Annotated in this window: 21 protein-coding genes and 1 tRNA gene; 13 read left to right on the top strand and 9 right to left on the bottom strand. The window is 37.9% G+C overall.

All coding sequences use genetic code 11. From position 1 onward, the window contains the following. Positions 1 to 6 precede the first annotated feature (6 nt). From IPP67_01105 to IPP67_01090, 4 genes are read right to left on the bottom strand one after another with little or no spacing between them, the layout of a single operon-like run. On the bottom strand, positions 7 to 786 hold the full coding sequence (locus IPP67_01105; GenBank protein ID MBL0337803.1) for a putative DNA-binding domain-containing protein: 780 nt from the start codon (positions 784 to 786) through the stop codon (positions 7 to 9). Between the two features lie 2 nt (positions 787 to 788). Further along, positions 789 to 1,634 carry a DUF692 domain-containing protein gene (locus tag IPP67_01100; protein MBL0337802.1) on the bottom strand — a complete coding sequence of 282 codons (846 nt, stop codon included), beginning with the start codon at positions 1,632 to 1,634 and terminating at the stop codon, positions 789 to 791. Positions 1,635 to 1,672: 38 nt separating this feature from the next. Then, on the bottom strand, positions 1,673 to 1,921 hold the full coding sequence (locus IPP67_01095; protein ID MBL0337801.1) for a DUF2282 domain-containing protein: 249 nt from the start codon (positions 1,919 to 1,921) through the stop codon (positions 1,673 to 1,675). A gap of 47 nt (positions 1,922 to 1,968) precedes the next feature. Continuing rightward, on the bottom strand, positions 1,969 to 2,226 hold the full coding sequence (locus tag IPP67_01090) for a DUF2282 domain-containing protein (GenBank protein MBL0337800.1): 258 nt from the start codon (positions 2,224 to 2,226) through the stop codon (positions 1,969 to 1,971). A gap of 206 nt (positions 2,227 to 2,432) precedes the next feature. Between IPP67_01090 and cobA the strand changes: the two genes are divergently transcribed. From cobA to IPP67_01070, 4 genes are all read left to right on the top strand, one after another. Beyond that, entirely contained in the window at positions 2,433 to 3,233 is an 801-nt protein-coding gene (gene cobA / locus IPP67_01085; protein MBL0337799.1) for a uroporphyrinogen-III C-methyltransferase, read from the top strand. 22 nt (positions 3,234 to 3,255) lie between these two features. Continuing rightward, positions 3,256 to 3,957, top strand: a complete 702-nt coding sequence (locus IPP67_01080) for an AAA family ATPase (protein ID MBL0337798.1) — start codon at positions 3,256 to 3,258, stop codon at positions 3,955 to 3,957. A gap of 20 nt (positions 3,958 to 3,977) precedes the next feature. Continuing rightward, positions 3,978 to 4,598: a hypothetical protein gene (locus IPP67_01075; protein ID MBL0337797.1), complete on the top strand. Its 621-nt coding sequence runs from the start codon at positions 3,978 to 3,980 to the stop codon at positions 4,596 to 4,598. Positions 4,599 to 4,740: 142 nt separating this feature from the next. Beyond that, positions 4,741 to 4,815, top strand: a tRNA-Val gene (locus IPP67_01070). A gap of 476 nt (positions 4,816 to 5,291) precedes the next feature. Here IPP67_01070 and IPP67_01065 read toward each other — a convergent pair. The 3 genes from IPP67_01065 to IPP67_01055 all read right to left on the bottom strand — a co-directional run bounded on the left by IPP67_01065 (position 5,292) and on the right by IPP67_01055 (position 8,416). Beyond that, positions 5,292 to 6,281, bottom strand: coding sequence for a TerC family protein (locus IPP67_01065; protein MBL0337796.1), 990 nt, complete (start codon positions 6,279 to 6,281; stop codon positions 5,292 to 5,294). 96 nt (positions 6,282 to 6,377) lie between these two features. Continuing rightward, entirely contained in the window at positions 6,378 to 7,256 is an 879-nt protein-coding gene (locus tag IPP67_01060) for a folate-binding protein YgfZ (protein ID MBL0337795.1), read from the bottom strand. Between the two features lie 161 nt (positions 7,257 to 7,417). Then, positions 7,418 to 8,416 carry a hypothetical protein gene (locus tag IPP67_01055; protein MBL0337794.1) on the bottom strand — a complete coding sequence of 333 codons (999 nt, stop codon included), beginning with the start codon at positions 8,414 to 8,416 and terminating at the stop codon, positions 7,418 to 7,420. A 246-nt stretch (positions 8,417 to 8,662) separates the two neighbouring features. Here IPP67_01055 and IPP67_01050 point away from each other — a divergent pair, with 246 nt between their 5' ends. From IPP67_01050 to IPP67_01010, 9 genes are all read left to right on the top strand, one after another. After that, positions 8,663 to 9,985: a dihydroorotase gene (locus IPP67_01050; protein ID MBL0337793.1), complete on the top strand. Its 1,323-nt coding sequence runs from the start codon at positions 8,663 to 8,665 to the stop codon at positions 9,983 to 9,985. Between the two features lie 23 nt (positions 9,986 to 10,008). Continuing rightward, positions 10,009 to 11,178 (top strand): acetyl-CoA acetyltransferase, encoded by a 1,170-nt coding sequence (locus tag IPP67_01045; GenBank protein MBL0337792.1) that lies wholly within the window; start codon positions 10,009 to 10,011, stop codon positions 11,176 to 11,178. A gap of 47 nt (positions 11,179 to 11,225) precedes the next feature. Further along, the gene (gene tmk, locus IPP67_01040) at positions 11,226 to 11,912 is read left to right on the top strand and encodes a dTMP kinase (protein ID MBL0337791.1); all 687 of its coding nucleotides are present in this window, start codon (positions 11,226 to 11,228) and stop codon (positions 11,910 to 11,912) included. 23 nt (positions 11,913 to 11,935) lie between these two features. Then, a complete protein-coding gene (locus tag IPP67_01035; protein MBL0337790.1) occupies positions 11,936 to 13,012 on the top strand; it encodes a DNA polymerase III subunit delta' in 1,077 nt (358 codons plus the stop codon). A gap of 15 nt (positions 13,013 to 13,027) precedes the next feature. Further along, positions 13,028 to 14,557: a methionine--tRNA ligase gene (locus IPP67_01030; GenBank protein MBL0337789.1), complete on the top strand. Its 1,530-nt coding sequence runs from the start codon at positions 13,028 to 13,030 to the stop codon at positions 14,555 to 14,557. A 16-nt stretch (positions 14,558 to 14,573) separates the two neighbouring features. After that, a complete protein-coding gene (locus IPP67_01025; protein MBL0337788.1) occupies positions 14,574 to 15,359 on the top strand; it encodes a TatD family hydrolase in 786 nt (261 codons plus the stop codon). After that, complete coding sequence (locus IPP67_01020; protein ID MBL0337787.1) at positions 15,356 to 16,138, top strand: MBL fold metallo-hydrolase; 783 nt, start codon at positions 15,356 to 15,358, stop codon at positions 16,136 to 16,138. Before IPP67_01025 ends, IPP67_01020 begins: the two co-directional genes overlap by 4 nt. A gap of 175 nt (positions 16,139 to 16,313) precedes the next feature. Further along, positions 16,314 to 16,754, top strand: coding sequence for a host attachment protein (locus IPP67_01015; protein ID MBL0337786.1), 441 nt, complete (start codon positions 16,314 to 16,316; stop codon positions 16,752 to 16,754). 85 nt (positions 16,755 to 16,839) lie between these two features. After that, positions 16,840 to 17,538 carry a carbonic anhydrase gene (locus tag IPP67_01010; protein MBL0337785.1) on the top strand — a complete coding sequence of 233 codons (699 nt, stop codon included), beginning with the start codon at positions 16,840 to 16,842 and terminating at the stop codon, positions 17,536 to 17,538. A gap of 369 nt (positions 17,539 to 17,907) precedes the next feature. On the opposite strand, the gene IPP67_01005 is transcribed toward IPP67_01010, so the two are convergent. After that, the gene (locus IPP67_01005; GenBank protein MBL0337784.1) at positions 17,908 to 19,881 is read right to left on the bottom strand and encodes a PhoX family phosphatase; all 1,974 of its coding nucleotides are present in this window, start codon (positions 19,879 to 19,881) and stop codon (positions 17,908 to 17,910) included. A gap of 251 nt (positions 19,882 to 20,132) precedes the next feature. Then, positions 20,133 to 20,777, bottom strand: coding sequence for an ATP-dependent Clp protease proteolytic subunit (locus IPP67_01000; GenBank protein ID MBL0337783.1), 645 nt, complete (start codon positions 20,775 to 20,777; stop codon positions 20,133 to 20,135). Between the last annotated feature and the right edge of the window lie 30 nt (positions 20,778 to 20,807).

The following is a 20,807-nucleotide window of genomic DNA, read 5'->3' as shown; positions in this document are numbered from 1 at the left end:
CCTCATTTAAGTATTATAACTAGTTAGGACTTGAAACTGGATCAACCGTCGGATCGTTTTGGTCAGATTAAAATTCGGGTAAATATTGGAGATAACAGAAAACGCTTTTTCAAAAGTCATACCTTGTTTCAAATGCTGAATAAAACCTGCCTCATCTTGATCAATTTTCTCAAAATAAACTGTATTATTTAGCCGGTAAACCAAATAGTTTTCAGGGTTCTTTGCCTTAATAATTTTCAATTCAACCATTTGCTCGATTGAATGATCATTATGAATAGACCAGATGTCATCAATAGGATAAAACGATTGAATCAATTGCAAGGAAGGCTGAAAATTCAGCACTAGGTCGCCGTATTTTTCTGCTGGTATTAAGGAGAGATCTTCCGCTGTTAAGACTGGATAATCTTCTGCATAAAAAGATTGCTGCATCGCATATTCAAAAGATGCAACATCAATGATATAGGGCCAATCCTTAATTTCTATCAGGGAAGATAAAAATTTTGAAAAATTTTCCCCATAAAATATCAAACAACCATTGGTTGGCGGGAAATCAATAATGTATTTTCTAGCTGCTTGGGTAAAAAACTTTTCCCCAAGAATTTGCTGCGATACGGGAAAAGTGGACTTCAAACATTCTTGTAAGCTAATGAAGGTATTATTGCGGTAAATATTAAGACGCTCCATAGGGTTTATAATATCACCTTTAATTAATTTATCTAAAGATGGGTGATATTCCCCATACAAAATATACCGCAAGAATAGCTGTTGGATCTTGATAAATTCCATGATTAGTTCTCACGCTCCAGATAACTTTCTGCGATACGTGCTTGCTCTAATATTACATTCAAAGCCGGGATGTTGCTGTCCCACTCAATTAAAGTAGGTTTTCGGCCCATTATTTGTAGTGTACGCTGGTATAAGGCCCATACTTCATCATCCACTTTACTGCCATGATCATCTAGCAGAATGGAAATTTTTTTGAATTGTTTTTTGGTATGGCCTGCTAAGTGAATTTCTTTAACCGCTTCAACTGGAATTTTCAGTAAATATTCATTCGCATCAAACCGATGATTCTTGCTACTAACAAAAATATTATTAACATCAAGTAATAAGCCACACCCCGTTTTTTTAACGAGGGCCGATAAAAAATCAGCTTCCGAGTAATCGGCCACATTGAACTCTAAATAAGTTGAGGGGTTCTCAATTAAGATCTGTCGTTTGAAATAGTTCTGTGTTTCATCAACATGACGAGAAACAATGGCCAACACTTCATCGGTATAAGGGGTTGGAATTAAATCATTTAAATAAACGCCATTAATGATGTTCCAGGATAAATGTTCTGAAACCAAAGCAGGGGAGATAATATGAATTAATTGCTTAAATTTTTCTAAATGGGTCTGTGATAGGTTGTCAGCAGAACCAAGAGAAAGGCCAACGCCATGCAGGCTGATTGGGTAATCGAGACGAATTTTTTTCAGATAATCAAGTGCTAAGCCGCCGCCAAAATAATTTTCACTATGAACTTCAAGCCAATTAATCCGGGGCTTACTATGTAAGACATCTTCATGATGCTGATATCTCAACCCTATTCCGGCACCATAAACAGGCGGGGGAGAATAGGTATCATTTTCCATATATCTCCCTCCATATTCAACTAAAAATTAAGTTGAAACTACCTATTTAATTTACCACCCGTTTTAGCACAAGTGCCTTCTGGCAACCAAATCCAATCAGTGGCTTGTTTGTCAGCAGTTGATTTGCCAGCACATGCGTGCAGAGCAGTTTTGCAGTCATTCATGCCTTTTTTGGCAATGCCCATGCACTTTTCCATATGTGCTTTATTATCTGTCGTTGTACAGGCACTTAAAGCAAAAGCAGCACTGATAGCAGAAGCAATTAATAATTTATTCATTTTTATCATCCTTATTGTTGAGATCTAAGTTAGATTAATTGAAATTAGAAAAACAATTATTTCTTTAAAGTTAAACTACCGCCGACTATTTTTTCGCATGTTCCTTTTGGCACATATATCCAAGCATCACCTTGACTATCACGGGTAGAAGTGCCAGCGCAGGAAGATTTGGCTGTTTGGCAATCATTTTTGCCTTTTTTGGCAATGCCATAACATTTTTCCTGAGCAGTTTCTTCCGCCATAACCGGGGTTACACTATTCACTATCAAAGCCGCAGCAAAAGCCGAAGCTACGAGTGCAAAATTCTTCTTCATTTTACCACCCTTAATTTTTAATTCACTAGTACGATTTTACTAAGCAATTAAACTTAAACGAACTATCATCAGCATCCGACGAATCAGTAACACAAAATTTAATATAAACAAACAATAAAAAAAATTCTTATTAAGTTGTTATGATTTCATGGGATATAAGTTATAAAAATAATTAAAATCAATTTATAAATAATGATCAAAGAGCAATGGTAGAAAAAACTTTCTCAAACGTACCTTTTAAGCCAATTTTTAAAGCTGGAAATGTGTGGTTGGTGGGTGCGGGCCCTGGCGATCCTTCGCTTTTAACTATTGCTGCCTATAAAGCCATACAAGAAGCTGATATTATCGTGTATGATGCTTTGGTTTCGGAAGAAATTTTAAAACTGGCCCCTTCAAAAGCTAAATTACATTTTGCTGGGAAAAGAGGGGGGAAACCTTCCGCTAATCAATCGGATATCTCACAAAAATTAATTGATTGGGCAAAACAAGGCAATAAAGTACTGCGTTTAAAAGGTGGAGATCCACTCATTTTTGCAAGAGGGGGTGAAGAATTACTGACGCTCGCAAAAGCAAAAATCCATTTTTATATTATACCCGGGGTTACAGCAGCCCTTGCCGCCGCAGCTGCAATGCCTATTCCATTAACTATTAGGGAAGAAAATTCGTCCGTAACGTTTGTCACCGGCCATATCTTATCTAAAGAATTAGAGGGGTTATTAAAAAATTTTGCCACTGGCCTTGCCCCCCCCGTGATGGTTATTTACATGGGGTTGCAGAATTTACCTGCCATCCTTCATTGCCTTATTCAAAGTGGATATAGCAAGCATCATCCCATTGCCATTATCGGGCATGCTTCAAACCATAATCAAAAGATTCTAGTTATTAATATTGAAGATTTTTTAAATGATTGTTCTGCACATATGTTAACCCTTATCCCACCCGCGATTATTATTTTGGGGCCAGTTGTCCAATATTACACAGAACTATCCCATTACTTATTAACGTAATTTTTTCATTTGGGATATTATTATGAACCCACATTTTTTTAACAAAGGATTTATTGTCAGTGCCCTGAGTTCGGATTCGGGCAAAACAGTTATTACCGCCGCTTTAATAAATTTATTACAAAAAAAAGGATATAAAATCGGCAGTTTTAAAGTAGGGCCTGACTATATTGATCCAATGTTTCATCAAAAAATCACCCAAAATATTTGTTTTAATATTGATTTATGGGCGATGCCCCAAACAAGGGTTCATGCAACCGTAGAATATTTGCTGGATCATAATGATTGGGTGGTGGGGGAAGGGGTGATGGGATTATTTGATGGCAGTCAAAGCGTTGGTTTTTGCACGGTTGATATTGCAACCTTAATGAACCTTCCTATTATTTTAATTGTGAATTGCCACCGATTAGCAGAAACCATTCTCCCCATAATCCAAGGGGTTTTAAATTTTCAAAAGCAATTTAAGGTAGCAGGAATTATACTTAATCAGGTGGGCAGTAAGCGTCACGAAGAAATTTTATCTAAAAGCTTGCAAGAAATAGAGGTGCCAATTTTAGGATATTTACCAAGATTAAATGATTTAGTACTGTACCATCGACATCTAGGGTTGCATCAGCCTATTGACATACAGCACTTTCAAGAAAAATTTGAGCTGATCAGCAATTTGGTTGCACATTATATAGATATTGATCGGTTGATTAATATAATTGAAAAAACAGTTCGATAAAGAATCCCTCCCTACAACCTTTGCCTTTTCCTGAAGTTTCTTTGCCTGTCCTTGGGCAACGTATTGCGGTTGCATTTGATGAGGCCTTTAGTTTTGTGTACCCAGTTCTTCTTGAGGCTTGGAGATTAGCAGGGGCAGAAATATTTTTATTTTCCCCTTTGGCCCACCAACAACCGCCTTCTCATGTTGATGCCGTTTATTTACCTGGCGGTTATCCTGAACTTTATCTGAGGGAAATTTCTCAAAATCGTGGATTTTTAAATGCCTTAAAAATTTTTTCAGACGATTCATCAACGGTTATTTATGGGGAATGTGGTGGTTTTATGGTTATGGGGCAAAATATTGAGGACGAAAGTGGAAATTTATGGCCGATGGCGGGTCTATTTGATTTAACGACTTCAATGCAACATAAAAAATTGGTGTTAGGTTATAGGCAGGTTCAAACACTTCAAAAGACTATATTGGGCCCGGCTGGCAGTTGTTACAGGGGACATGAATTTCATTATGCAAGTTCAATTAATGTCTCTTCAGACCAGCATTTATATAGTGTCTTGGATAATCAGGCAGGTCAATTAGGCTTAGCGGGATTACAACGCAAAAAAACAATTGGATCTTTCATCCATCTTATTGATAAAGAATAAAAACAGGATTTGGGCACAATTTTATCTTATTAATATTAGGGTAAATCTTTAAAAAAACTTTTATCTGAAAAAGGAACTTGACTAATTTTAACAGGCTTATATTTTCTCCTAGCCTAATTCTATATTTGTCTTTAGGTAAAGTGGGTGCGTAGCTCAGCGGGAGAGCACTACGTTGACATCGTAGGGGTCACTGGTTCGATCCCAGTCGCGCCCACCATTTACAAGGCTGATTTTAAGACTTTTTATCATTTGTTGTTTTAGTCAACTGGCGTACATTTGGCGCACTTTTTCTTAAAATTCCCCATGCAGCATCTCTTAAATGATCTGGCTTATGTTTTGCATATCGTTCCGTTATTCTCATAACGCTTTGACCAAGCATTCCAGCAATATCAAATATTGAAATACCATTTGAGCATCCTATCTAGCGGCGATATATGATTGCGGAAACCAATGCAAATACTTACACATTTTTCGTATTCGCGATCAAAACACAGGCCTTGAACGGCCAGTAGCGTTTGTAAACGCTTTAATGAATACGAATGGCGAGTATTTCGAGCAACAAGGAATTGCCTTAAGGAATGAAAACAGTAGCGATAGAGATGGAAAAACCGCCACGGGCAATTTAGCTGATAAAAATGCTCAGCCTGAATCGCACAAGGAATTATTGGACAATAACTGTTGACAATGTTTTTGTCATAGCTTTGAAGGCCTTGTTTTGAATATTGAATATAAAATCCCGCCAATCAGTAATATAAGCGTCACAGCCAAAGAAAGTTCAGCGGGAAATTTACCATCAAACAAATCTGCGACAAAAATCTTACTACCAATAAATATCAGAATCATGGCCAAAGCGTATTTTAGGTAATGAAATTTGTGGATGATAGCTGCAAGTGCAAAATACAATGCCCTTAAACCAAGAACCGCAAAAATATTGCTTGTGTAGACAATGTAGGTATCTTGGGTAATAGCAAAAATTGCCGGAATACTATCAACCGCAAAAATTAAATCAATAATTTCAACCATTATTAAAGCCAGGAATAGCGGCGTAACAAATAAACGTTTCTTTCCTGGGTTTTCATGGGTAGCTTCCCTTGAGAAAAAACTATTTCCCCTGAGCTCTTTGGTCACCGGCAGCAGACGGCGCAACAATTTAATAAGAATGTTCTTTTCTAATTGGGGTTCATGGTTTATGAACAAAAGCATTTTTACGCCGGTTAACAATAAAAACACGCCAAAAACATATAAAACCCAGTGATATTGTTGCACAAGAGTGGATCCTAACCCAATCATAATGCCACGTAAAACAATAACTCCAATAATTCCCCAGAAAAGCACTCGGTGCTGATAAATCCTTGGAATAGCAAAGAAGCTGAAAATAAGCGAAATAACAAAAATGTTATCTATGGCTAAAGTTTTTTCAACCAAAAATCCTGTCAGATAGTTTTTCCCTGCCTCATCCCCCAACGAATACCAAATCCACGCTCCAAATAACAGGGCAATGACAATGTATCCTAAGCTCGTATACAAGCTTTCCTTGACAGAAATCTCATGATCTTTTTTATGAAAAACACCTAAATCAAGAATCAATAAAAAAGTAACCAGGCTGAAAAATATAAGCCAGAACCAACCTTCTTTGCCAAGAAAAGATCCCCACAATAATTGATCTAAAAATTCCACAAGCATTTTCTTTTCCTTACATTAATGCTATTGCCACAGTAACTAATAAGCAGGCAATCACTTGTTTTCAAGTGTAGTGACCCATAATAATGGTAAATATTTTTATGATTGAAGGATTTTTATCTTAACTTGCTTGTTTTGGAATAAAACAAAGAAAGATGGTGAATGGGATTGTGAAGTATTGACTATATATTCTAAACGGCATAAGGCCAAACCACAGGTAAGATGGGTTGAGCAAATTTCTCCAACTTCCTGTTGGTCATTTGTCATAATTTTTTGACGTTCCGATATAATTGGATGTTCAAGCCAAACAGGGAACAACTTCTTTTTGGGCATCAGCCGATATTTCATTCGTGCGGTTACTTCTTGCCCTACATAACAGCCTTTTTTCCAACTGATAGCACCTATTTCATCAAAATTATTCTCTAAAGGAAACGATTTATCAGCTATTAAATCTAACCGCCCCTTGGGGATAGAAAGTGACATCCTGTTTTTTTCTTGCTCTTCATGTGTAAAGAAATAATCAACAGGAACATTTTGTGTTAGTTGCCCATTAGATAACCAGCGCAACCCAAGCTCTTGATGCCTAGGGTCAACAATAAACCATCCGTATGAGGCATCATAGAAAGTATCTCCTCTTTCAAGAGCATTTTCTGCAAACTGAGGAAGAAGGTCTGGAAAGTACTTAAGTTTTAAATATTGTATTTTCCAATTTTGACTGACGTCAGTGATTTCAATATTGCTTTTTAATTGATACAATCTTAACCGCTTCATAAACTCCTCTTTTTCATCGGCGGCAATATCAATTAACAAATATTCAAGTATTTCTATGATAAAAAAATCGTGTAAATATTTTCCTTGAGGATTGAGTAAGGCAGAATATACCGTATGGTTCGTTGAAACGCGCATAACATCGTTGGTAACTAATCGGTTGAGGAATTCTTTCCTATTTAAGCCTTCAATTTTAATTAAAGCGCGCACATTTGTTCTTTCCACAAGTATTTTTGATCATAAAAATTCATTAACGAACCAATCTAATATTTAGGTTGTATATCAAAATTTAAAATAGGTTTCGAATTAAAAAAAATAAACTCCTCCTGTTTTTAACAAGAAGAGTTTATTTTCAACGTTCTAGGTTCGGTTTAGAATCCAAAAGATACTTTTAGAAATGGGCCATGCTGTAGCCGATCGCTTTGTTTTTCACCAACTAACGAACCACCCACACGACGTGTCTGGGTATTATCAACATTAACCCAACTTTCAAAATGGTACCCTAAAGCAATCTGTATTCCAGACTGACCGAAATTGTATGCTAAACCAAGATTACCTTCCAAAGAATAAACTGTTCTATTGTCTTTTTGTGCAACTGATCTATTGATGATCGGAAATCCTAACAAACTTAGGGTTGTGTTGGTTTTGGTTTTATGATTGCCAAACAAAGCGGCGGCACCAAAGTCACCCACAAGACTCAAACCACCCGATGAAATGGGCATCTCAAAAGCTACCCCTACGCGTGGACCAATTCCCCAGGAATCTTGTTTTCTTTGTTGGGCAATATTGACCAACCCAAATAACGCAGTGGCTGAGGCGTTAATTTTTTCATCAAAATTTGCATACCGAATACCACCAAAAATTTTCAACTTAAAAGAGTTAAAAGCAAGTGGAAATGCTAATTGGGCATCAACCACGTAATGGCTTTCTTTTAATTTAGCCTGAGTCCCGGTTGAAAAAATTGCGGGTATTGTTACATCAGGATCTAAATTGACGCTAGCGAGGAATCCACCTGGCCCACTATCTTTAACCGGATTTAGTCTTGACCAACCCAAACCAAGTCCTATTTCAATATTATTATCAAGACGGAAACTGGCCGTACCTCTAATCTCCCAGCCTTTATCCAAAGAAATATTACGTGACTGGGGATTAAACAACCCAACACGACCATACTCAATTTCATTTGTACGGGTCATGGTATAAATACCCTCTAAAGAAAATATAAAACGAGGTTGAGCCTGGGTTGAGCTATTATTTTCAGATGTTTGTGAAGTGGTTGTTACAGTAGTGGTTGTTTTTGTCGTTTGTCCAAAGGCATAAGAAGATGCAACGATAGATGTGGTAGCAACAATTAACAATCTTTTTAACATTTCTGATACTCCCAATAACAGTGTATTTAAACTGCTTTATTAAAGGGCCCGAAGTAAGCATAAAAAGCCAAAATAGAGCCTTAAATAATCAGCTAAAAAACATGAATGATTCTTAATTTTACTACCAGGTGTTTTTTATTTTAGGTTCAGAAATTTATTTCATGCAAAGAAAAATTTAATTGATTATGATTGTGCTACAATGGGTTAAATTTAGCTGAAAACGTATCCATCAGGTGATTTATGGCGATAAAGAGCGGTTATGATCTTGTTATTAGGCAAGCCAAAATGCTTGTCGTTGCTAGCATTGCTGAAGTTGATATTGGTATAAAAGATGGAAAAATAGTCGAAATTGGCGATCTATCATCAGCTAAATCTTTTGCATTTTTGAATGCTAAAGGATTGCATATCATTCCTGGCATCATTGACACACAAGTGCATTTTCGGGAACCGGGATATGAATATAAAGAAGATTTATCGACAGGCAGCGCGGCAGCAGTTTTAGGGGGTGTTACCAGTTATTTTGAAATGCCTAACACCAATCCTTCAACCGTTTCTATAACTAACCTTCAAGATAAATTGTCCCGGGCGGCAAAAAAAAGTTGGGCCAATTTTGCTTTTTATGGTGGTGCAACAGTTGATAATATACATATATTACCAGAGCTTGAACAAGTCCCTGGATGCTGTGGTATTAAGGTATTTATTGGCAGTTCAACCGGAAATTTATTGGTTTCTGAAGACAAATTGATCAAAGAAATTTTAAGGGTAACTAAAAAAAGGGTCGCCTTTCATGCGGAAGATGAAGTGCGCTTGCAGGAAAGAAAATACTTGGTTACCAAAGATTCGACGGCAATAACTCACCCTATTTGGCGTGATGTTTTAACAGCTACTATAGCCACGAGCAAGATTTTAAGTTTTGCGAAAGAACTGAACAAAGCTGTCCATATTTTGCATGTTACAACCAAAGATGAAATAGCCATTTTAGGAAATTACCGTAATCTGGCAACGGTTGAGGTTACCCCCCAACATTTAACATTGGTTGCACCTGATTGTTATGAGCAATTGGGAAATTACGCCCGTATGAATCCACCTATTCGGGATGAAATTCATCAACAAGGGTTATGGCAGGGAATAAAGGATGGTACAGTCGATATGATAGGCTCCGATCATGCCCCCCATAGTTTGGAGGAAAAAAAACGTCCCTATGCGGAAAGCCCGTCGGGCATGCCAGGCGTCCAAACATTATTGCCTTTGATGCTTAACCACTATAATTTGGGTCGGTTATCACTCGAAAAATTGGTTCAATTGACCAGCAGCAATTCTGCCCGAATATTTGGTATTCACAATAAAGGCTTAATCGCTAAGGGTTATGATGCTGATTTGGTATTGGTTGATTTAAAGAAAAAATGGAAAATTGATAAGAAATGGTTGGCCAGTAAATGTGGGTGGTCTCCTTTTGAGGGGATGAATTTGAAAGGTTATCCAGACACGACCATTGTGGGGGGGAATATTGTGGTGCAAAATGGCGAATTAATTGGCAATCCAGCTGGTAAAGCGCTTACTTTTTTGTAATTTTTTAAGCGAGGTTAAACATGCTGCAAGGTAGTATTATCGGGTGGAAGCATCTTCCGTTTGGCCGCTATCCTGAAGATAGTTTGGAAACTTTAATGGCGAAGGTTGTTCCACAGGCCATTGCGGATGCAGGCATTGAAGCAAAAGATATTGATGAGGGATTTATAGGGCTTTACAACCCCGGATTCTCTAAACAAGACTTTGTCTCGTCCCTTGTTATGCAGACAGTACCTGCTTTGCGTTTTAAGCCTTTCACACGGACCGAAAATGCTTGTGCCTCAGGTAGTGCGGCGATTTTTAGTGGACTAAAGTCCATCAATGCCAAAACCGCCCGATTTGTTTTAGTCGTTGGTGTTGAGAAAATGACTGATCAGCCTAACGATAAAATTGGGGAGGGGTTGCTGGCGGCAAGCTATGTAAAACAAGAAGCTGTTACGGAAGGGGGATTTGCAGGCATATTTGCAAGCATTGCCAAGCAATATTTTCAAAAATATGGTGATCAAACGGATATTCTAGCAAAAATTGCAGCTAAAAACCATTTGAACGGCATGAAAAATCCTTACGCCCAATTACGCAAAGATTTAGGGTTTGAATTCTGCCGCACGCTTTCTGATAAAAATCCGATGGTGGCATTTCCCCTAAAAAGAACCGATTGCAGTTTGGTATCAGATGGGGCGACCGCTTTAATTTTAACTGATCCTGAAACAGCCCAGTCTATGAATAAGGCAGTCCGATTTCGGGCAGCTGTGCAGGTCAATGATTTCCTGCCTATGGCGAAACGCGATATTTTACAATTTGAAGGAGCTAAATTGGCATGGCAAAAAGCCTTCGCTATGTCTAAATTATCCTTAAAGGATATTAATTTAGTTGAAACCCATGATTGTTTTACCATCGCCGAATTAATCGAATATGAAGCGATGGGCTTGACAAAAATAGGGGAGGGGAAGAAGGCGATTGAAGAAGGCTGGGTTTACCGGGATGGGAAATTACCCATTAATCTTTCCGGCGGTCTTAAAGCGAAAGGGCACCCGATCGGTGCAACTGGGGTTTCCATGCATGTTCTTACCTCGATGCAATTGGTTGGCCAAGCGGGGGAAATGCAATTAGCAGGAAATCCCAAAATCGGGGGAATATATAATATGGGGGGGTCTGCTGTGGCCAATTACGTCAGTATTTTGGAAAGGCAACGCTAATATTCCATTAAAACAACACATTTTAATATTTATATCATGAGTTAAAAATGGCAACTGGTGTTTTTATTACTTTAGAAGGGGGAGAAGGATCAGGCAAATCTACCCAAACCAAGGTTCTTGGAGACAATTTAAGAAAATATTTTACTGATCATCAAGTGGTGGTAACCCGAGAACCCGGGGGTACGGAACGTGCGGAAAATATCCGTCAGTTAATTGTTAATAAAACCAATTTGCCGATGAGTCCTATTGGCCAGTTATTATTGATCAATGCTGCCCGTGAGGATCATTTGCGAGCAAAAATCATTCCCCATTTAAAAAAGGGGGATTGGGTCATTTGCGATCGTTTTATTGACTCAACGACCGCTTATCAAGGATATGGCCAAGGGATAGATTTGTATCAAATCACCCTTCTTTATCAACTGATCTCCGGCAGTTTTTATCCTGATTTAACCATTATTTTGGACGTGCCTAAAGAAACAGCCTCTTCTAGGCTTATACAACGTCAACATACACAGCAAAAAACCTTATCAAATACGGATTATTTTGAAAGTTTAGGATCTAATTTTCATCAACGTGTACAAGATGGGTTTAGGGAAATTGCCCGAATGAATCCAGCAAGATGTATATTATTGGATGCTGAAGGTTCGGTAGATGAGGTACAAAAAAGAATTATTGATATTATTAACAAACGATATGCTTTGCGTATCCAACATCATTCCATCTTCACAGCATAAATGGTTAATAGGTTTTAGCATTGGTGCCTTACCTTTCTCCACAAGAAAATTACGATATAGTTGGTCAGCAGCAGGCGGAAAAAACTTTTCTGGAAGCTTTGTATGCCCAAAGACTAAGCCATGCCATTATCTTTAACGGCCCGAAGGGGATCGGTAAAGCAACAATGGCATTTCGTTTTGCCAGGCTTTTATTAAAACCGAACGTATCCAGACTAGATGATTCCCAATCTTTATTTGGTACACAAGAAAATGCAAATTCTCTTGATAAAGTGGTGCCAACGACTGACACAGATCGATTAATTGCCCAGCTTGCTCATCCAGATTTGCTCTATATTAACAAAGAAAATGAGGAAAAGAAAACACAAAAGACAGAAATAGTCATTGATGATATACGTCAAATTAAAAAATTTATTCACCTGACGCCTTCTTTCGCCAAGTGGAAAATTGTTATCATTGATTGTGCGGATGATCTAAACCGTTCTGCTGCAAATGCGTTGTTAAAAGTTTTAGAAGATCCTCCACCCTATTCCCTCATTTTATTGGTTACGCATCATATTGGCAGGATTCTTAAAACAGTAAGGTCTAGGTGCCAGAAAATTACGTTTAAGTTATTATCAGACAGCGATCTCAGTCAGCTAATAGATCGTTATCATCCCGAGCAGATAAGCGAACAGAACAAAACAAAGATTATAGCACTTGCAGAAGGAAGCATTGGTCGCGCAATGTCATTGCTAGAAGACGGGGTGTTTGAACAATGTCAACTAATGAATGAAATTTTAGAAAAATTACCTGAACTTTCACAAAATTTATTGCAACAATTGATTGATAAAGTATCTAATTTTTCTTTGATAGCTGAATTATTACTTTCATGGGTTTATCAACAGTCTAGGAATCAAATGCTTCAGCAAAGCCTCGAGGAAAATGCATTCTTACAGCAAGACCATCTGCACATTAATTGGGAAAAGATTTATCAAAAAATTGTTGGATTGTTATCAGCTACTTCTCCCTTGCATCTCGATGCAAAACAATCCTTAATGAATATATTCATGATAATAAGCGTAGAACTTAAAAACCATGCTCCGATTGATCAAAACTATTAAGAAAGGTATCAGCAATTGGCAAAAAGTTACTACATAACGACCCCGATTTATTATGTAAATGATCAACCCCATATTGGTCATGCCTATACGACTTTAGCATGCGATGCTTTGGCAAGGTTCAAACGTTTGGATGGCTATCAGGTATTATTTGCAACGGGCACTGATGAACATGGCCAAAAAATTGAAAAATCTGCTCAACAAAACGGCATGCTTCCGCAAGCATTTACGGATAAAGTATCGCAAACATTTCGTGATTTAGCCAGAGAGATGAATTTTTCTTATGATGATTTTATCCGTACCACCGAGAATCGACATATTTTAGCATGTCAACAGATATGGAAAAAACTTGAAGAAAATAAACAGATATATTTAGGGCAATACGCTGGCTGGTATGCCGTGCGCGATGAAGCCTTTTATCATGAAGATGAAGTTAAAACATTAGCCAATGGGCAGAAAATTGCCCCGACGGGCGCTGAGGTACAATGGGTGGAAGAACCCAGTTATTTTTTCCGCTTATCCGCGTGGACAGAGAAACTGCTTAAATTTTATCAAGATAATCCCGATTTTATTGCCCCGGAAAGTCGCCGCAATGAAGTTATCAGTTTCGTCAAAAGGGGGTTACAGGATTTATCAGTCTCAAGGACAAGCTTCCGCTGGGGTATTGAGGTTCCAGGTAATCAAAAACATATTATGTATGTATGGTTAGATGCCTTAACCAATTATTTAACCGTGGCGGGCTATCCGGATGAAAAATCCTCCAAATTTAAAAATTTTTGGCCAGCTTCGCTACATATGGTTGGTAAAGATATTATCCGTTTCCACGCTATTTATTGGCCAGCTTTCTTGATGGCAGCCGATCTACCACCACCAAAACGGGTGTTTGCACATGGCTGGTGGACAAATGAAGGACAGAAAATTTCTAAATCGCTTGGCAATACTATTAATCCGCTTGATTTAACTAAAACATATGGGTTGGATCAAGTGCGCTATTTTCTTTTAAGGGAAGTTCCTTTCGGTCAAGATGGTGATTTTTCTAAAAAAGCCCTTTTACAACGTATTAACAGTGATTTAGCAAATGATTTTGGTAATTTAGTCCAACGGGTATTAACCATGATATACCGTGAATGTGATGGTAAAATCCCCTCAAAGCAACCAGCGGAAAAAAAAGATGAAGATCTTTTGAAAAGTTCAAAAGATCTGCTAGATACCATCAGAAAAGAATATGACATCCAAGCTTTTCATAAAGTTTTAGATTACACTTGGCAAGTGATTGGTTTAATTAATCGTTATGTAGATGAGCAAGCGCCGTGGAGTTTAAAAAAAATCAATAAAGCCCGGATGGAAGCAGTGTTATATTATGCTGCTGAAGCAATACGGAGGGTGGCACTGGTAACCCAGCCAATTATGCCGCAATCCTGTAATAAAATTTTAGACCAATTGGGTTGTTCCATTGATCATCGATCTTTCCAGTTTATTGATCATCCTTTGCAACCCAACCAGCTTATTCCGAAACCTTTAGCAATCTTCCCGCGGTTGCAGGATTAAAGAAAGGGTAATCCATATGCTGGTGGATAGCCATTGTCATCTAAATTATCCTGAATATCAAAGCAATCTTAAGCTATATCTAGATCGAGCTAAAGCAAATGGGGTGCAATTTTTCTTAGCAATTTGTACGGAATTAGATAAATTTCCAGAAATTCTAAATATTGCTAAGAATTTTGATAATATTTTTTGCTCTGTTGGCACTCACCCCCATGAATCAAAGCTGGCAACTGCAGCTAATGCCCAAGCCATTGTTGATTTCACAACAGATGACAAAGTGGTGGGAATAGGGGAGTGCGGGTTAGATTATTATTATAATCACAGCGATCATGCGGAGCAGGTAACTGTTTTCCAGCATCATTTGGAAGCCTCACATCAAAGCGGTTTGCCTGTTATTATTCATACACGTGACGCAGAACAGCAAACGATAAAAATGCTTGAAGAGACTCAGGCCAAAAAACCGGTGGCCGGAGTATTACATTGTTTTACCGGCAGCTTGGAACTGGCTAAGAAAGCTTTAGATTTAGGGTTATATATTTCTATTTCCGGCATCGTCACTTTTAAAAATGCCCAACATTTGCGTGAAATCGTTGCTTGGTTGCCAGAAGACCGGTTATTAATAGAAACCGATGCACCGTTTCTGGCGCCAGTCCCACATCGTGGTCAGCCCAATGAACCGGCATTCTTAAAACATACCGCACAATTCATAGCTGGTATTCGGGGCATAACTTTAGAAAAATTAGGACAATCAACAACAGCAAATTTTTTTACCTTGTTTAAAAAAGCGAAGAAAAACATTTTATGAAAATTATTGTTTTAGGTTCTGGTGGGTCAGGGGGTGTGCCATTAATTAATGGCTACTGGGGGAAATGTAATCCCCATAATCCGAAGAATAGACGTAGGCGGGTTTCAATCATCATCCAGATTCAAGAAACAAATATCTTGATCGATACATCTCCCGATTTACGCAATCAAATTCTAGAGGCTGGTATCACCAAAATTGATGCCATTTTATACACCCATGACCATGCAGACCATACCCATGGCATTGATGATTTAAGGTTTTTGGAACGTCCGAAAGGCAAAAAGTTTTTCCCCTGTTTTGGCACGAAACAAACCATTGAATCATTGCAGCGTCGTTTTCCTTATGCGTTTGGTCTAAACAACAACGATAATATTCCGCAAGAATCGCTTTATGAGCCTTTGTTGAAGCCAACTGTTATTCAAGATCATTTTTCAATTGATGATATCTCTATCCAGGCTTTTCAACAAGGTCATGGGCCGAATTTTCAAAGCACCGGTTTTCGGATAGACAACTTTGCCTATTCGACTGATACGAATTTCCTAACAGGAGAAATTATTCAGTCGTTAAAAGGGCTAGATTTATGGATTGTGGATTGTTTGCGTTGGGAAGCTCATATCACCCATGCCCATGTTGATTTGGCATTAAGCTGGATTGACCGAGTGAAGCCCAAGCAAGCACTTTTAACTCATTTAAGCAGCCAAGTTGATTATGATGAACTTTTAAAACATTGCCCATCCTATGTCCAGCCCGCTTATGACGGACTTATCATTAACTTGTAATCTAATTTTAGAAAAACCGGTAATTCAAAAATGAAAGAATCTCCCATAATAAGATAAATATTTACCACTATTGATTCTCATGCCTGTGATAGTTACATTTTAGCTAGGATTAGGCTTTTTTCTTAGTCGGTTTGTTTTAGATAAAGCGTGAACGAATATTCAAAAGGATTTTTGTATGCATACTTATTTATTTTTAATTTGTAATTCTAGTAAGGCTTTGGTTTATTCTGCACACGAAAAATACCCACAGAAACCTTTATCATTTGTCATTGAATTGGAACATCCAGACAGCCGGAAAAAACGCAAGGATTTGGTAACGGATCGACCAGGCCATTTTCAAACATCACACACAGCCCGTAGTGCTTATGAAGACCATATTGATCCCAAAGAGCGAGAAGCTGATCGTTTTGCTAAAGAAATCTGTTTATATCTTGAGGAGAAGCTCAGTCAAAAAACTTTCGATCATTTAGTTTTGGTTGCTTCCATCCAATTTTTTTCTTTATTAAAAAAACATTTATCAACCCATGTAGCTAATACAATTATTAGAAGCATTCATAAAGACCATGTTCACCAGAGTGAGCCGGAGTTGCGGGCTATATTGAACCAGCGAGAATAATAATTTTTTGATTTTAATTTAATGGATGATTTATTCAATAAAAGTGACAGTTTATGCAAAATTATTTAATTAAAGGCCTATATCAATGAGGAAATTGATTGAAGGGATTGTAGATTTTAGAAATAAATCTCTAATCCAATATCGTGATAAATATGCTCAGTTGGCCGCTGGCCAATCACCCGACACATTGTTTATTGCTTGCTGTGACAGCCGGGTGGTTCCTAACACATTCGCTTCCACGAACCCGGGCGATCTATTCGTTATTCGTAATGTGGGAAATTTAGTATGCCCATGCCAGCAACAGGCAGATCAGTTAGTTGATGAGTCGGTTGGGGCAGCTATTGAATTTGCTGTTTGTCAGTTAAAAGTTAAAGATATCATCATTTGTGGTCATTCTGAGTGTGGTGCAATCAATGCGGCTATCAAAAATGGTCAGTTGGATGTCAAATTGCCGCATTTATTTTTTCAATCTTGGTTAAAGCATGCTGAACCCGCGTTACAAAAATATCGAAGCGGGTTTAGGCTTAAATCTAAGCAAAAATTTGCAGAGCATAATGAAATTTCACAAATTAATGTGATCCAACAGCTGGAACATTTGAAAACCTATTCTGTAGTGAAGGAAGCCTTAAATGACAAAAGAATCCGGATTCACGGGTGGTGGTTTGAATTGTCCACAGCTAATGTTTTTTATTACGATGAAGGTAACCAGAATTTTATGTTAATTGATGACAAGAGCGCTGAAAAGATTCTTCATAAAAATAGGGCTGGGTCAATTTTATCTTAAGTTACGTATTAAAAATAACATGTTCGGGTGAGATGCCACATAAATGCACTTATTGGCAAGCCTTCGATATATTTAAATTATTGTTTTATATCAATATTTTGTTAATGTTAATTAATGTAATTTATAATATATTACATTAAAAATGTATCCCAATAAATTATTTTTTATGGATAAAATAATAATTTCAATGCATTATTGGAGATCGTTGCTTTTATAGGCTTTTTATTTTCCATAATATTAATTATGCGAACAACAGCAATCGCGATAAAGTTAAAAATAATACGCAAGCCATTGATTTTATTGCAACAATGAATAAAAAATAAAAAAGGAAGAATAGATTAATCCTTCCTTTTCTATAGCGGCAGTCTTTTAAGTACCAATGTCCCCGTTATCTTTTTTTGTAATAACCATAACTGTTGGTCGTGGTGGGATATTCGGTTTAAAATCGGGCCAACGGGTGGTTGGGTTGTCAAATGTACTATCTTCCCCAGGATGTTGGATAGCTACAAACAAAGTTTTGTTATCAGGTGTCATAAATGGCCCACACATCTCAGCACCAATCGGGCACCGGAAGAACATTTTGGGTGCAGCCTTCCCTGCCCCATCAATATCGGTAGCATATAAACCGTCATTCGTACCAAATTTTTGATGGTCACTGCCTGAATCCGTGGCAATCCACATGCGCCCCTTATTATCAAACGCCACATTATCCGGGCAATAGAACCAATCGTTTTCGGTTGCATTGGCACCATACTTTGATTTTCCGTCGCCAGGTTTTCCCGCTAATAAGAAGAAATTCCAGCTAAATCCCGTTTTAGTATGATCTAATCTTGTTGTTTTACCTGGTACAGATGGTGGCACCATTTCAATGATATGGCCCGCCAAGTTCTCAACATTCGGGTTAGCAGCATCAAGATTTGTTGCAGTACGTTTTGAATTATTTGTCAACATCACGTAAACTTTACCATTCACCGGATTAGGTTCAATGTCTTCGGGACGATCCATAGGTGTAGCCCCAAGGATATCAGCTGCACGGCGTGCTTCAATAACCACATCTGCCTGGCTATTAAAACCATTTTCTTTAGTTAATTTTCCTTGGCCATAGACCAAAGGTAACCATTCTAAGAGGCCATTTTCAAGAAATTGGGCAACATACAAAGTCCCTGTTTCTAACAAACGCATATTGGCTTTGCGATCGTTGGGGATAAATTTGTTGGCGGAAACAAATTTATAAATATATTCAAACCGTTCATCATCACCCATATAAGCAATAACGTGGCCGTCATAATTGATAATAATATTGGCGCCTTCATGTTTAAAGCGGCCAAGGGCTGTCTGTTTTACGGGTGTTGAGGTTGGGTCATAGGGATCAACTTCGACAATCCAACCAAAACGATTGGGTTCATTAGGGGTTTTTTCAACATGAAAGCGATCGGAATATTTGAAAAAAGCATTATAGGTAAAACCACCTAAGCCATAACGTTTATAGGCATCTTTCTCCTGGGTTTTGTTAATATCACCGCCAAAATAGCCGTGAAAATTTTCTTCGCCAGTCAAAACGGTGCCCCAAGGGGTAACACCTCCCGCACAATTTGCTAATGTACCAAATATCTCTAACCCTTTGGGATCGGCAGCAGTTTTCATCCTGTCATGCCCTGCCGCAGGGCCTGCAATACGCATAGCGGTATTAGTAATCGTTAATCTGCGATTATATGTTGAATCCTTGATAAACTGCCATTTACCACTAACTTTTTTAACTTCAACAATTGAAGCACCATGACCTTCCATCTCTGTTTCTGATTGTTCCTTAGAAACGAGTTCGATTTTGTTTTTAGGAGTTAAGTTAGGAAACATCAATTCTGTATTGGTATATTCGTGATTAACAAATAACACCCCATGATCAGAATTATTGGAATTTAAAGGTAGGGGTAAATAACCAATAAAATCACAATTATATCCGAATTGCTTTTGTTGACTTGCTGCAGTTTGGCTATCAATTTTCAGATCGGCAGCATTGGTAAACATGGCATCACCCCAACGGATTAGAATATCCGCATTATATCCTTCGGCTACATGATGCGTATCATCGATGCCATGGCTAACGGGAGCAAAAGTGAAAGTTGATTGACCTGTTGGAGAAGATGCCAAAGAAAATTTACTGGCCATTGAAGATCCAATGGTTCCCAAAAAGCCCCCTATAGCTAAGCCTTTTAAAAGGCCACGGCGACTTAATTGTGTATTAATGACATTATAAATATTAGGGTTTTGGGTGGGATTGTGAATTTTTTCTTCAGCGCTCGGGTGGTCTTGGTTTTGATTGTTCAGTTGATCGAATGGGGTCATGGCTTTTCCTCTATTATCAGTTGTGAAACAAAACAGAAAAATTAGAAACTACCAACCTGCTCACACAACTACCAAAGTATGGAAAAGACACAACCAAAATCTTAAACTAAAATAATTTTTACTTTAGCAATTAAAATAAAAGCTATTTTATCAAGTATTTAGGGTATAAATGTAGTAATATTATTTTTTTAAAAAAAAATACGAAAAATTTAGATTTGATGCTTAAACAGCAAATTTTTTATAAGAAAAAGCTATTTTTTGGCGTCTGCCGTAGGAGTCGCAGGACGTTTGTCAAATACGGCATCGATTAACCCGAAATGTTGCGCTTCACTCGCACTTAGGAAACGATCGCGTTCCATAGCAGATTCCACAAAGGACAAATTTTGTCCCGTATGTTTCACATATAATTCATTTAGACGTTTGCGGGTTAACAAAATTTCCTTCGCGTGAATTTCAATGTCGGAAGCTTGGCCTTGCACACCACCTGATGGTTGATGAATCATGATCTTGGCATTAGGGGTTGAGAAACGTTTACCCTTGGCGCCTGCCGTCAACAACAATGATCCCATAGAAGCCGCTAACCCTATACAAACGGTATTAATTTCCGGCCGCACGTACTGCATGGTATCATAAATTGCTAAACCCGAGGTTACAACACCACCCGGCGAATTAATGTAAATGAAAATATCCCGGTTGGGGTTTTCTGATTCTAAAAAAAGTAACTGTGCACAAATTAAACTTGAAGTTGTATCATTCACAGGGCCTACTAAAAAAATGATCCTTTCCTTCAGCAACCTGGAATAAATATCATACGCCCTTTCCCCACGACTGGTTTGTTCAACGACCATTGGCACTAGAAAGTTCATATAGGTTTCAACGGGATCTTTATCTTGCATAGTCACACGCCTTTATTCGAATAATAAATA

Source organism: Rhodospirillaceae bacterium, from assembly GCA_016722635.1.
Taxonomy (GTDB): Bacteria; Pseudomonadota; Alphaproteobacteria; order JAEUKQ01; family JAEUKQ01; genus JAEUKQ01.
This window is presented reverse-complemented; position numbering and strand designations above follow the sequence as displayed.